Below are 13,308 nucleotides of genomic sequence, written 5' to 3'. Positions count from 1 at the left end.
AATCTACTTGAGTTAGATCAATCCTTTTTCAGCTAATAACTCGGCTACTTGAACGGCGTTGGTTGCAGCACCTTTACGTAAGTTATCCGCTACTACCCACATGTTAAGGGTATTTGGTTGAGATTCATCGCGACGGATACGTCCTACAAACACTTCATCTCTACCATGTGCATCTTTCGGCATCGGATATTGCAGTGAAGATGGATCGTCAACAACGATACAACCGCTTTGTGCCGCTAAAGCTGCACGTACATCATTCAAATCAAAGTCATTTTCAAATTCGATATTCAACGACTCAGAGTGTCCACCCATTACAGGTATGCGCACTGTCGTTGCAGTGACTTTAATAGAATCATCACGCATGATTTTATTTGTTTCAAGAATCATTTTCATCTCCTCTTTTGTATAGCCGTTTTCTTGGAAAACATCAATATGAGGGATTACATTGAGATCAATCTGATAAGGATAAGCTTTCTCACCATCTTTTCCGGCACGCTCATCCATTAATTGGTTGACGGCTTTTACACCCGTACCTGTCACAGATTGGTAGGTCGAAACTACCACACGCTTAATTTTATATTTATCGTGTAATGGCTTCAATGCCACTACCATTTGTATCGTCGAACAGTTTGGATTTGCAATAATCTTGTCGTCAGCAGATAACACATCACCGTTTACTTCCGGAACTACCAGTTTTTTTGTAGGATCCATACGCCAAGCCGAAGAATTGTCGATCACCGTAATTCCAGCTTCAGCAAATTTAGGAGCAAATTCTTTCGATGTATCACCGCCAGCGGAAAACAAAGCAACATCAGGTTTCAAAGCAATAGCCTCAGATGGAGTCACCACCTTATACTTCTTTCCCTTGAATTCAATTTCCTTACCCTTGCTACGCTCTGAAGCTACTGGAATTAATTCTGTTACTGGGAAATTTCGCGCCGCCAACACGGTTAGCATTTCAGTACCTACAAGGCCTGTTGCGCCGACTACTGCCACTTTCATTTTTGTCTGTGTTTAAATTGTGTATATAAAATTTGTTATTTGATTTTGTTTTAGTTGATTCTCGAAGAATGAATTCTTCAAATTTAAAAAATATTCAGCAATTTCACTATTAAAATAACAAAATATTAGTCCCTCTAATAAAAATGTCACAACATTTAGAGTTTATTGGCGCTAATTGCCGAAGAACGATCTCTACATCACTTACCAGCCGATAAAAATTAATATTAAAGCAATTCAAAAAAAGTAAAAATTTTCGCTGCTTATTCAAAAAAAAAGAACAAACGATTGAAACAGTTTAAAATCTCATAAAAACAGCCCCAAGAGTCTATAAATTAACGTTTTTTACACACATCATCCAGCATCCCGCAGTTGATAGATACTGAAAAGCCTTTATATTTGCATCATAAACCGCCATGGTTGAAATTTCATTTTCATTACACGATGAAACGTAAATTATGTCAGGCTAGATCCTGTCCTAATCGATGGGAACAAATGAGCGGAGCGATTCCTTTATACTGTTGAGCATGGATACTCAAGATGGTAAAAGTAGTAGCTTCATAAATTAAACTTACAAATGAAAGAAAGCATTATTATCATTGGTGCAAATGGCCAGATCGGCACAGAATTAGCTATCGCATTGCGCAAAAAGTTTGGTGCAGAGAATGTTGTAACCACTGACATTAGAGAACCACAGATTAAAAGCCCTGACGAAAATTTCGAAATCGCTAATGTTCTTGACAAAAATGGACTTGAGAAATTATTTCAACAATATAAACCTACTCAAGTATACCTACTAGCGGCTATGCTTTCGGCTACAGGAGAGAAGTACCCTGAAAAAGCTTGGGAATTGAATATGAATGGCTTATTAAATGTTCTTGATTTAGCTGTGAGCTATAAAGTTTCGAAGATATTTTGGCCAAGCTCAATTGCCGTTTTCGGACCGCATTCTCCAAAAAATAATACCGAACAATATTGTGTAATGGATCCAAACACAATTTATGGTATCAGCAAACTTGCAGGCGAGCGCCTCATTGAATGGTATCAAGAACATCGTGGTCTTGATATTCGCAGCCTCCGTTATCCCGGCATCATTTCTTGGAAAACTGAACCAGGGGGCGGTACAACGGATTATGCGGTAGACATTTTTTATGAAGCATTAAAAACCGGTTCCTATGCTTGCTTCCTATCTGAAAACACAGCATTACCGATGTTGTACATGGAGGACGCCATTCGGGGTACACTCGAATTAATGGATGCACCAAAAGAAAGACTAAGCATTCGCCACAGTTATAATCTTGGAGGTATCACATTTACTCCAAAAGAACTTGCACAAGAAATTAAAAAAATTCTTCCTAATTTTGCAATCTCTTACGTAGAGAACGATCCGAGACAACAGATTGCCGATTCATGGCCTGCTAGTCTAGATGACTCCTATGCAAGAAAAGACTGGAACTGGACGCCAGAATTTGACATCCAAAAGATGACGGTCGACATGATTGAAAATCTTAAAAACAAAATATAACAATGGGAAGAGCTTTCGAATTCAGAAAAGAGCGGAAATTCAAACGCTGGGCCAAAATGGCCGTTCAATTTACACGTTTAGGTAAAGAAATCGCTATGGCGGTTAAAGAAAGCGGCCCTCATCCCGAAACCAACTCGAGACTTCGTACAGCAATACACAATGCCAAGGCTGTTAATATGCCCAAGGATCGTATTGAAGCTGCAATCAAACGCGCTTCAGAGAAAGATTCCAAGGGTTATGAAGAATATGTATACGAAGGCTATGGCCCTCATGGTGTACCTGTTTTAATTGAAACTGCTACCGATAATACCAACCGAACTGTAGGAAACATTCGCAGCTATTTTACGAAAGCTGGCGGTTCACTGGGAAAAACAGGATCACTGGATTTTATTTTTAACCGCAAATCCATTTTCCGTTTTGCTGCAACAGAAGAACTGGACTTAGAAGAGTTGGAATTAGAGTTGATCGATGGGGGCTTAGAAGAATTATACGTGGAATCTGATGAAGAGGGCAATGATGTTGCTGTCGTTCAAACTTCTTTTGAAGACTTTGGTAATATGCAAAAATTACTGGAAGAGAAAGGAATTGAGGTGAAATCTGCGAAATTGGAACGCATCGCCTTATCGCATTCAGATATTACCGAAGAACAAGCAGCGGATGTCTTAAAGATGATTGATAAAATCGAAGAAGATGATGATGTTCAAGCTGTTTACCATAATATGGCATAGTTAAGGAATCTGTCAAATAACAAAAAAGAGCGCTAGTCGCTCTTTTTTGTTTAAAACACCGTCTAGCCCCGTCAGAAAAATTACTACATTTGTAATAGACTAAATCAAACTCGTATCAGAATGACTTTTGAAGAATTTTTCATAAAAAAGAAAATTGATTTAAAAGCTTTACAAGCTGCAGATAAACCTTTATTTGAGGAGTTCAAAGCACATTATTCTGCGATGGGAGAAAAAAGCTTTGACCACAGCAAGAAGTTCTGGTTCAATAAGCTTCGAAAAAGCTTCCACCTGAAAGAGGAAGAAACTCCAGCCGCAAAACCTGCAGTAAAACAGGCCGTGACTGATACTCCAACGGAGACTTCTGGTTCGAAGGCGATAAAGCCGGCGGGTTTCAAACCTCGGTTCAAAGCTGCAATTACACCTGCAGTTGATGAGGGTAAAACCACCGAAGCACCTGATTCTGCTAAAACTGAGACTGACTCTGCTCCTACAGGATTTAAGCCGAGATTCAAGGCCGGAGTAACTAAAGCTCCTGACACAGCAGCAAGCACTCCTGTATCCGAAGAAACAACTGACGAAACTACTCTATCGGCGCCAAAACCAACAGGATTCAAACCTAGGTTTAAAGCCGGAGTCACTAAAGCTCCTGACACAGCAGCAAGCACTCCTGTATCCGAAGAAACAACTGACGAAACTACTCCATCGGCGCCAAAACCAACAGGATTTAAGCCGAGGTTTAAAGCGGGGGTGACGAAAACAGAAACTTCCGAACAAGCGCCGCAGGCCGCACCAATAGATAAAATCAGTTCAGAAACAACTATAAACGCTGAACCAGAAAATAACAATTCGGATACCCAAGAACCTGTTGCCAACAAACCAACAGGATTCAAACCGCGGTTTAAAGCCGGAGTCACTAAACCTCCTGACACAGCAGCAACTACTCCTGCATCCGAAGAAACAACTGACAAAGCTACTCCATCGGCACCAAAACCAACAGGATTTAAGCCGAGGTTTAAATCGGGGGTGACGAAAATAGAAACTTCCGAACAAGCGCCGCAGGCCGCACCAATAGGGGAAATCAGTTCAGAAACAACTATAAACGCTGAACCAGAAAATAACAATTCGGATACCCAAGAACCTGTTGCCAACAAACCAACAGGATTTAAGCCGAGGTTTAAAGCGGGGGTGACGAAAACAGAAACTTCCGAACAAGCGCCGCAGGCCGCACCGAAAGCCGAAGTCAAGTCAGAAGAAGTCGTAAATGCGGAACAAAAAAACGACGATTCAGACACACAGCAGACTCCGGCAATAGCGCCCGAAGCGCCCGAAAACCGTAGCACTGAAGAACAGCAAACTGCAACCAGTAAACCCACGGGCTTCAAACCACGGTTTAAAGCTGGCTTAACAAAAATTGACAAAAAGGAAGAATAATTTTCACTACATTTAGAGTGATTTTTTCAATTAATTTTTAAATTCCGATTAAAAACCACAGACCAATGTTAAAGGAAGAAAGACAAGCATTCATTATACATCAGATTAACCTACATAACAAAGTTTTATCTTCAGATCTAAGTGTCCAGCTGAATGTATCTGAGGATACAATCAGACGAGACTTAAACGAACTCGCCGAGAACGGTAAAGTTTTAAAAGTCTATGGTGGAGCATTATCCAAATCTTTTCAATTTCCCTTCCAGGATGGGAATGTGTATGCCAAGGAAGCAAAAAAAGAAATTGCCAAGAAAGCAAGCACATTAATCTCAAATGGCATGACAGTCTTAGTCGGCGGCGGGACAACCTTAATTGAATTGGCAAGAACAATACCCGATCACCTTCAGTGTACATTTTTCACCATAAGCCCGTTAGTTGCATTAGAACTGGCAGAAAAACCAAACCTGGAAGTCATTTTGGTCGGCGGAAAGCTTTCACGCAACACAAACATTGTTTCTGGAGCTCAAGTGGCCAATGAATTGGCCGATCTTAAAGTCGATCTTTGTTTGTTGGGAACAAATTCTCTTTCCGTAGAAGACGGGGTTACTGACTCGGACTGGGAAGTGGTACAAATCAAACGCGCCATGATTAAATGTTCAAAAAAGGTAGCTATTCTGAGTATCGCTGAAAAATTAAATTCTGTTCAGAAAATGAAAGTCGTCCCTTTAAGGGATATCTCTTATTTGATTACCGATGTCAATCCGACTGATGTTTCCCTAAAAGAATTTGCGAATACAATTGCAATACTTTAATATTGCCGCTCATTTAATTTAGCATGTCATCTCATCAGGAAAATGACTCTTTAAAATCAAAAACGACAAAAGGACTCTTATGGGGTGGCATGGCCAGCATCATACAGCAGTTTTTGGGATTTGGTTTCGGTATCCTACTAAATCGTAAACTAACAGCGGAAGATTACGGTTTAGTAGCGATGATCACTATCTTTTCCGTTCTCGCTTCTGCCTTTCAAGAAAGTGGGTTTGTTTACGGTATCGTCAATAAAAAGCAGGTCGAACATAAGGATTATAACGCTGTATTCTGGACAAGTGTAGGGATTGGAACATTCATCTATATTGTTTTATTTTTCGCAGCTCCCCTTATCGCTCTATATTATAACCAACCAGTACTTATAGAACTAAGCAGGTTTACCTTTTTGTCCTTTTGGCTAGGAAGTTTTGGTATCGCCCATAACGCCTACCTCTTTAGGAATCTAAAAATAAAAGAACGCGTTGTTACGGGCACTTTTGCACTTATTGTATCCAATGTGGTCGGGGTTTATCTTGCTTATAAAGATTATGCTTATTGGGCGTACGCTATTCAAATTGTATCCTACAGTGGCTTTAATATGCTCGGATTCTGGTATTTTTCCAAATTTAGGCCAACTTTTCAATTCGATTTCCGACCCATTCGTGACATTTTAGGATTTAGCAGTAAAATACTGGTTACCAACATCTTTATCAACCTGAATAAAAATATCTATGCGGCAATCTTAGGACGCCATTATACTGCAGGAGAATTAGGTTACACGGTTAATCCAAATCGCTGGAGCATCATGGCCCAGAATATATTAACCAATATGGTCAATAATGTGACCCAGCCCATTTTAAAGGAGATAGAAGATGATAAAGACAGGCAAGTAAGGGTGTTTCGCAAACTGATTTCTTTTACTGCTTTTTTGGCATTTCCCATGTTATTGGGTTTAACCACTGTAGCACAGGATTTCATTTCGATTGCAATCACCGACAAATGGGCGCAAAGTGCCATATTTCTTCAAATATTTTGTATTGGAGCGGCATTTGATTCTGTTAGCAACGTTTTTTCTAACCTCATCATTAGCAAGGGAAAACCTCAAGTTTATATGCGGAATATAGTCATTTTTGGTTTGCTCCAAATCGCTATTCTCTTCTTTGGCAAATCATTAGGTTTAGAACTGCTCATTGGATTAACCTCGGGATTAAACGCGCTTTGGATATTCGTTTGGTATGCATCAGCCAAACCGTATATGAACTATTCATTCCGTTACCTTCTAGGGGATATTTTTGCTTATGCACTATTGGCAACCATCAGCTGCCTAGCAGCTCATTACGCCACCGCCGCTATTCCTAACCTCTATCTTCGGTTTGTCAGTACAATTGGAGCTGCTGTATGCATCTACATCATCGTTAATAGAATCTTTAAACCAGGTATTCTATTAGAGCTCTCTCACTATTTCATCAAAGTTATCCGAAAAAAATAAATGGCTAAGATACTCTCGATTATCGTTTCTTATAATTTTGAGCCCTGGATCCACAAGTGCTTACCTAGCCTTGTGGCATCGACTTATCCAACAGATATTCTGGTTATCGATAATAATTCTGCAGATAATACAACACAGATCATCAAAGAAAATTATCCAACAGTAAGGTTAATAGAAAGTACTGAAAATTTAGGGTTTGGAAAAGCTAACAACATAGGCCTCGAAATTATTTTGAAAGAAGAATATGATTATGCTTTTTTGGTCAACCAGGATGCCTGGGTGGATCGGAACTGTATCGCCAATTTAATCAAGGTAAATACAGACAATATCGGCATTATTTCACCGATTCACCACGACGGTACAGAAGCTACACTGGACCATGGCTTTGCTGAGTACACAAAAGATGCCATCACCAAAAATTCCTATCGGATCTGTCCTTTTGTCAATGCCGCCTTTTGGTTGATCCCCAACACAGTTATCAGAAAAGTCGGTGGTTTCGCACCGATCTTTTTTCATTATGGGGAAGATAAGGATTATGCCAACCGCATCAATTACTACGGATTAAACATTGTTCTGGCTGAAGAAGCCAAGGCTTATCACGATAGGCAGCAACGCAAAACAGACCGCAAAGCTTTTATGAAAAGCGAATTTGTCTATCATCTGACTGAATATTGCAATATCAATTATACTTTTGTAAAAGCTTTTTCGATGGCGGTATTGGCAAGCCTGAAGAAAATGGCATCTTCATTTTTTAAAGGAGATCTTTTTGAAGCAAAGAGCTATTTAACTATTGTTTTTAGATTACTTGGAAAAACGAGTGCTGTTTATCGGACTCGTCAGGCCAACAAGAAAGCATTCAACACAATCTTTTGACACATGAACAGTATTGCTCCAGTCATACTTTTTGTCTATAATCGTCCTGATCATACGATAAGAACGCTTACAGCATTAGAAAAAAATAAACAGGCAGACCAAACTATACTTTACATCTATTCGGATGCTGCAAAAAATGAAAAATCTGTTCAAGCAGTTGATGAAGTGCGAAAAATTATCAATAGGGCCTGGAAATTTAAAGAGGTGATTATCGTAGAACGAAAAGAAAATTGGGGTCTGGCAGCGAATGTAATTGACGGTGTTACGAAAGTGGTCAATACGCATGGAAAGATTATTGTCTTAGAAGACGATCTAGAAACTTCAGTTTTTGCCCTGGATTATTTTAACAAAGCATTGGAGCGGTATAAAGATCAAGAACAGGTCATGGAAATCAGTGGCTACAGTTATCCGGTAAAGGATTTAAATAAGCTGCCAGAGACGTTCTTTTTCCGAGTGGCAAACAGTTGGGGTTGGGCAACCTGGGATCGCGCCTGGCAATATTTCAACCCAAACATTGATGAAATTGTATCGGATTTTACAGCAGCGCAGATCCATCAGTTTAGTATAGAGGGTAAAGAAAACTTTTGGAAACAAGTACGGGAATTGAAGGCGGGAAAGATCAACTCCTGGGCGATCCGCTGGTATGCTTCCATATTCAGAAAAAATGGGTTAGTTTTGTATCCTAGGAATTCGATGACCCAGAATATTGGGAACGACGGTTCGGGCACACATACAGCTTCTGAATCAACTTATCAGGTTTCACTAGCTGAACATCCTGTAGCGTATTTTCCAACGGAAATTTCAGAAAACAAACAAGCTTACGAAGCCATCAAGCATTTTTATGCACATCGCAAAGGATCGTTGTTCAACCGTGCCATCCGATTCTTTAAAAAGAAAATAAACACATTCAATAAATAAAGAAACATGTCTGCTCATCCTAAATTTTCGATTATAACTGTCGTTTACAACAATGTGCGTGACATAGAATACACCCTTAAATCTGTTGTTAATCAAAGCTATGACAATATAGAGTATATTGTGATAGACGGACAATCAACCGATGGTACATTAGATGTCATCCAAAAATATAGCAATAAGATCTCTGTCGTGTTATCCGAGAAAGATAAGGGCATCTATGATGCGATGAATAAAGGGTTGGCCCTAGCAACAGGTGATTATGTTCTTTTTCTAAATTCCGGTGATGAAATATATGATCTCAACAGCATTGAGAACCTTGCTAAACTGAGTGACAACGCCGATATTCTTTATGGCGAAACTATACTTGTAGACGAACATCGAAATATTGTTGGTGAACGGAGACATAAAGTCCCAGCTTATTTTAACTGGAAAAGCTTTCGCTATGGTATGAATATATGCCATCAGGCCATCTATATCAAGCGTGACATAGCCGAGCCATACGATCTCAATTATAAATTATGCGCCGATATTGACTGGGTTATTCGCTGTGCCAAAAAGTCAAAAAAATCAGTTAATGCACAGCAATATGTGGCCCGCTATCTTGTTGGTGGAATGTCAAAGCAAAAACATAAGGAATCTTTGAAAGAGCGTTTTGCTATTTTCAAACACTACTATGGGGCTATTCCTAATCTATTCAACCATGGGATTATTGCACTAAAAGCCATATGGCACCGTCTTAATTATGGAAAACCTCAAGACTAATGTTAAATCCTGAAATTTTAACCGAGCTTGTTACAGTCAAGATGCCGTTTGGCAAATACCAGGGATACACCTTATGTAATCTTCCTGAGCCATATTTGGTCTGGTACAACCAAAAAGGTTTTCCGAAGGGAAAACTAGGTCAACAGTTAGCGACACTCTATGAAATAAAACTCAACGGTCTGGAGTATCTCCTCGAACCTTTGAAGAAAAGGTGACGAGGGTCATTTTATTCCATTTATTATTTTTCGTAGCTTTGCATAGAATTTATTTTTAGCATTAAACGCCGTTTGCAGCGGTATCAATGAATATCATGACACAATATCAAACTTTGCTGTACTATTGCTACAGCCCTATCGAGGATGCCGAAAAATTTGCATCAGATCACTTAGAATTTTGTAAATCACTGGGCCTAGTCGGTCGTATCATTGTCGCTGATGAGGGTCTTAATGGAACTGTTTCCGGCACTATTGAAGCGTGTAAAAGCTACATGGATGCAATTTATGCGGATGGACGTTTTAACAAAACGGAATTTAAAATTGACGATGTCGAAGAACCGTCATTCATTAAAATGCACTGCCGTTATAAAGCCGAGATTGTTCACTCTGGGTTGCGTGATCCGAAAGAAATTGACCCCAACCGTCAAACAGGTGTTCACCTCGAACCCAAGGATTTCTTGGCGATGAAAGATCAAGAGGATGTTGTTGTCTTGGATGTACGTTCAAATTACGAGCACAATGTTGGTCATTTTAAAAATGCTGTTACTTTAGATATTGAAAACTTCCGCGAGTTCCCGGAAAAAATCAAAGAGCTTGAAAAGTATAAAGGCAAAAAAATATTAACCTACTGCACAGGAGGAATTAAATGTGAAAAAGCATCTGCTCTTTTATTAAAAGAAGGATTCGAGGATGTTTATCAATTACATGGTGGTATTATTAAATATGGAAAAGAAGCTGGTGGCGAGGATTTCGAGGGCCAATGCTACGTCTTCGACAACCGTGTTACAGTGGATATCAACTCTGTCAACCCATCGGTTGTATCGACTTGCTTTAATTGTGGCAAGCATACAACGAAGATGATTAACTGTGCCAACCCGACTTGTAATGAGCATTTCACCCAGTGTGATGAGTGCGGCTGGGAGATGGACGGATGCTGCTCGACAGCATGTAAAGAGAACCCAAATAAACGTGAATATGACGGAACAGGATATTATGTCAAGGTACCTCAACCCGTCAATATTGATAAAATCAGCAAAAGAAAACATAAAAATTTTCCTCCGAAAGTATCGGTTGAAGATTAAAACGAATTGGACAGAAGTGATGAGGTCGGAAGTATGTAACTTCCGACCTCATCCTTTTTAAGATCTGTATCATCTCCGCTTAAGCTCATGCTCGCTTTTCCAAAACAAAATAATAGCTTAACACAGCTTATTTTCCAAACATACCGGCGATTGAATCAAGAATATTGCCCTTCGCCTGTCCATCGTTATTTTTATCAAAAAAACTGCCTGCTAGTCCACCCAACATGTCCGTAATGCTACCGCCCGCTGTGGGCTGCTCCGTTGTTTGCGCTTGTTCTTCTTGACCACCGCCTAGAAAAGAGCCCAAAATACCCCCCAACATACCGCCACCTGCATTCTGTTGTGTTCCACCTCCTAGCACAGAACCGATCAGATCGCCAATACCACCGCCACTTGAAGCCTGCTTTTGTTGCCCTAAATATCCCATTACGATAGGGGCCAGCGTGGCCAGTACCCCTGTTACCTGTGAGGAACTCAAGCCTGCTTTATCCGCAATATTCTGGGTTACTACTTCGGTATTTTGACCAAACATATGGTTAACAATTTTATTGCCATCTTCAGAACCATTCTGCTCCGCTCCTCCTTGTCCAAATAGATCGCCAATTTTATCGAGTATCCCGCTATTGCTATGCTGATCAATAGCATTGTCAATATTTTCTGCCTGCCCTTTGTTTTTCGCGTTGTAATTCAGTGCTGCAATCATCAAGGGAACTGCTGCCGCTACAATCCATTTTGCTTTAGATTCACTGACACCAGTTATTTTTGAAATAGTCTCTATCACTTTGGAACCTACTCCACCTGTAACTAAATCTGTTAAATTCATAAGTCTTCGTTTATAGTTATATAATGAAGATAACGATTTTTTCGGTGAGTTAAGAAAATGCATGATGATAAGAAAGCCGCTAACAATAACTATTAACGGCTTTAAATGTATTTTATTACAAATCGAATTATTCAACTAGCTTTGTCGACAACTCATTTTCAACCTCCTGTAGTTTAGACTCTTTTGTTAACAAAACATTATTTTGCACGCGGGATTTTGTCCACCTTCCTAGTGTCATATTAAATTCCCCATTAAATTGAATAAAGGTATCCGCCGACGGAGATGCGTACACAAATGCCTTGGTATTATCTCCATTTCTATAGAATGGCTGATTAGTTAAGGTAACCGGGTTAACAATATCATAAAAATCAGTGTTAGCGATACGATACCCAGCATTGGCACTTACTAGAGACCCTCCTGTACTCACAAATACCAAATCCTCTGGAATAGTTGTAGCTGTTACTTGAATTGTTGAAAAAACAGCTACTCCAAAAGCATTTCCGCTGTTGGCGAGTAAATTGCCAGTTTTCGTCCCGAAGTCATATCCCGCTTTGTTAGCATAATCGTAATTGGCAACCCAATGTGCGTCGGATATACTCGTAGATTTCTCACCAGCAATTAACTTATTTGTGCCACCTACATAGAAAAACTGTCCTTTTTTTACAGAACCAACTATCAGATTAATTTTGTAAGTCCTTAAGCCACCTGTGGCCCAACCGTTAATTGGTATACCGGTAGGAGTTGATGCATTTGCATTATTTGTTGTAACAACACTGAACGGTGTTTTGGAAAAATCAATATCCTCCGTTGCTAAAAACTGCATATACTCATAGTTTGCATCTGTTGAGCCGCTAGGATCATTCAGAAGCCCCGTTACAACCACCTTAGGTGTTTTGTATTCCGACCTAATCTGTACAAGATCAGATTTTGTTCTAAGGGACTGATAAGGAATAAGACTATCTCCTGATACCTCGTTAAATAATATTCCCAGATAGTTCGCCATTTTATATTGAGGCAAATTCGCCAATTCAGATTCGGGATTAGTTCTTACCGTAATAAAACCGAAACCGTCATTTATTTTTTGATCACCAGAAAGTATTTGACCTTCCCTTGGGGTATAACTAAATCCCCCCTTAACAAGAACAATTAAAGTACTTTCATATTTTGTTGGCTCTTTCAAAATTTGATCAGCGGTAACGCGGAGCGCCTGATAGCGATTTCCATCAGAAATTTTTTCAATTTTATTACTGGAAATATCTGTTATCTGCAATATTCCATTTAACCGCTGCAATTTTCCTCCTATCAAATCTACTACAATAGAATCGCCTGGAGAATACTCGTTGGCTTTTTCTCCCATTTGAATTGAAATTCCGCGCAATAAATCCAATCTCCTACGATCCTGAAGCACTAACACACCATGCGGTAAATTACCTGCGCTATGATCTGAAGTAACAATCCCTGTTATTTTTGAAGATCCACCCAGAGTCTCTAAATTCAACTCAATTGGAGTTCCCTTGAATAGTGTACGCACGTCATAAATCCCAATGTAAGCGCTAACTTCACCTCCAGGGTAACTAGGACTGTCTTTTTTACAGGAACTGAAGCTGAATACTCCAAAAACTACTATTATTAAAAAAAATATATGCTTTGTCATGTCTT

General features: G+C 39.6%; 13 protein-coding genes. 10 read left to right on the top strand and 3 right to left on the bottom strand.

Annotated features, from left to right (window positions below):
* Positions 1-12: 12 nt before the first annotated feature.
* Positions 13-1,002 carry an aspartate-semialdehyde dehydrogenase gene (locus tag J2X77_RS17890; protein ID WP_209578418.1) on the bottom strand — a complete coding sequence of 330 codons (990 nt, stop codon included), beginning with the start codon at positions 1,000-1,002 and terminating at the stop codon, positions 13-15.
* 574 nt (positions 1,003-1,576) lie between these two features.
* On the opposite strand from J2X77_RS17890, the gene J2X77_RS17885 reads away from it, so the two are divergent.
* The 10 genes from J2X77_RS17885 (at position 1,577) to J2X77_RS17840 (ending at position 10,826) form a co-directional block, all read left to right on the top strand.
* Positions 1,577-2,524: an NAD-dependent epimerase/dehydratase family protein gene (locus J2X77_RS17885; RefSeq protein ID WP_209578416.1), complete on the top strand. Its 948-nt coding sequence runs from the start codon at positions 1,577-1,579 to the stop codon at positions 2,522-2,524.
* A 2-nt stretch (positions 2,525-2,526) separates the two neighbouring features.
* Complete coding sequence (locus tag J2X77_RS17880; protein ID WP_209578414.1) at positions 2,527-3,252, top strand: YebC/PmpR family DNA-binding transcriptional regulator; 726 nt, start codon at positions 2,527-2,529, stop codon at positions 3,250-3,252.
* A gap of 120 nt (positions 3,253-3,372) precedes the next feature.
* Complete coding sequence (locus tag J2X77_RS17875; protein ID WP_209578413.1) at positions 3,373-4,683, top strand: hypothetical protein; 1,311 nt, start codon at positions 3,373-3,375, stop codon at positions 4,681-4,683.
* Positions 4,684-4,748: 65 nt separating this feature from the next.
* Positions 4,749-5,492, top strand: a complete 744-nt coding sequence (locus tag J2X77_RS17870; protein WP_046673148.1) for a DeoR/GlpR family DNA-binding transcription regulator — start codon at positions 4,749-4,751, stop codon at positions 5,490-5,492.
* Between the two features lie 23 nt (positions 5,493-5,515).
* Complete coding sequence (locus J2X77_RS17865; RefSeq protein WP_209578411.1) at positions 5,516-6,976, top strand: lipopolysaccharide biosynthesis protein; 1,461 nt, start codon at positions 5,516-5,518, stop codon at positions 6,974-6,976.
* Positions 6,977-7,849 carry a glycosyltransferase family 2 protein gene (locus tag J2X77_RS17860; RefSeq protein ID WP_209578410.1) on the top strand — a complete coding sequence of 291 codons (873 nt, stop codon included), beginning with the start codon at positions 6,977-6,979 and terminating at the stop codon, positions 7,847-7,849.
* 3 nt (positions 7,850-7,852) lie between these two features.
* On the top strand, positions 7,853-8,767 hold the full coding sequence (locus tag J2X77_RS17855) for a glycosyltransferase (RefSeq protein ID WP_310081861.1): 915 nt from the start codon (positions 7,853-7,855) through the stop codon (positions 8,765-8,767).
* Positions 8,768-8,773: 6 nt separating this feature from the next.
* The gene (locus J2X77_RS17850; RefSeq protein ID WP_209578407.1) at positions 8,774-9,529 is read left to right on the top strand and encodes a glycosyltransferase family 2 protein; all 756 of its coding nucleotides are present in this window, start codon (positions 8,774-8,776) and stop codon (positions 9,527-9,529) included.
* The gene (locus tag J2X77_RS17845) at positions 9,529-9,744 is read left to right on the top strand and encodes a DUF3820 family protein (RefSeq protein ID WP_046673143.1); all 216 of its coding nucleotides are present in this window, start codon (positions 9,529-9,531) and stop codon (positions 9,742-9,744) included. The genes J2X77_RS17850 and J2X77_RS17845 overlap by 1 nt, the downstream gene beginning before the upstream one ends.
* 95 nt (positions 9,745-9,839) lie before the next feature.
* Positions 9,840-10,826 (top strand): rhodanese-related sulfurtransferase, encoded by a 987-nt coding sequence (locus J2X77_RS17840; RefSeq protein ID WP_209578406.1) that lies wholly within the window; start codon positions 9,840-9,842, stop codon positions 10,824-10,826.
* 127 nt (positions 10,827-10,953) lie between these two features.
* On the opposite strand, the gene J2X77_RS17835 is transcribed toward J2X77_RS17840, so the two are convergent.
* Both J2X77_RS17835 and J2X77_RS17830 read right to left on the bottom strand, forming a co-directional pair.
* Positions 10,954-11,649 carry a DUF937 domain-containing protein gene (locus tag J2X77_RS17835; RefSeq protein WP_209578405.1) on the bottom strand — a complete coding sequence of 232 codons (696 nt, stop codon included), beginning with the start codon at positions 11,647-11,649 and terminating at the stop codon, positions 10,954-10,956.
* A 127-nt stretch (positions 11,650-11,776) separates the two neighbouring features.
* A complete protein-coding gene (locus J2X77_RS17830; protein ID WP_209578403.1) occupies positions 11,777-13,303 on the bottom strand; it encodes a DUF5689 domain-containing protein in 1,527 nt (508 codons plus the stop codon).
* Positions 13,304-13,308 lie beyond the last annotated feature (5 nt).

Origin of the sequence: Sphingobacterium sp. 2149 (genome assembly GCF_031455655.1) — a bacterium.
Classification (GTDB): Bacteria; Bacteroidota; Bacteroidia; order Sphingobacteriales; family Sphingobacteriaceae; genus Sphingobacterium.
This window is presented reverse-complemented; position numbering and strand designations above follow the sequence as displayed.

Coding starts and splice junctions, on each gene's coding strand:
- J2X77_RS17890 (WP_209578418.1), bottom strand. CDS start 1,002: ATGAAAGTGGCAGTAGTCGGCGCAACAGGCCTTGTAGGTACTGAAATG.
- J2X77_RS17885 (WP_209578416.1), top strand. CDS start 1,577: ATGAAAGAAAGCATTATTATCATTGGTGCAAATGGCCAGATCGGCACA.
- J2X77_RS17860 (WP_209578410.1), top strand. CDS start 6,977: ATGGCTAAGATACTCTCGATTATCGTTTCTTATAATTTTGAGCCCTGG.
- J2X77_RS17840 (WP_209578406.1), top strand. CDS start 9,840: ATGACACAATATCAAACTTTGCTGTACTATTGCTACAGCCCTATCGAG.
- J2X77_RS17830 (WP_209578403.1), bottom strand. CDS start 13,303: ATGACAAAGCATATATTTTTTTTAATAATAGTAGTTTTTGGAGTATTC.
- J2X77_RS17850 (WP_209578407.1), top strand. CDS start 8,774: ATGTCTGCTCATCCTAAATTTTCGATTATAACTGTCGTTTACAACAAT.
- J2X77_RS17835 (WP_209578405.1), bottom strand. CDS start 11,649: ATGAATTTAACAGATTTAGTTACAGGTGGAGTAGGTTCCAAAGTGATA.
- J2X77_RS17845 (WP_046673143.1), top strand. CDS start 9,529: ATGTTAAATCCTGAAATTTTAACCGAGCTTGTTACAGTCAAGATGCCG.
- J2X77_RS17870 (WP_046673148.1), top strand. CDS start 4,749: ATGTTAAAGGAAGAAAGACAAGCATTCATTATACATCAGATTAACCTA.
- J2X77_RS17855 (WP_310081861.1), top strand. CDS start 7,853: ATGAACAGTATTGCTCCAGTCATACTTTTTGTCTATAATCGTCCTGAT.
- J2X77_RS17865 (WP_209578411.1), top strand. CDS start 5,516: ATGTCATCTCATCAGGAAAATGACTCTTTAAAATCAAAAACGACAAAA.
- J2X77_RS17875 (WP_209578413.1), top strand. CDS start 3,373: ATGACTTTTGAAGAATTTTTCATAAAAAAGAAAATTGATTTAAAAGCT.
- J2X77_RS17880 (WP_209578414.1), top strand. CDS start 2,527: ATGGGAAGAGCTTTCGAATTCAGAAAAGAGCGGAAATTCAAACGCTGG.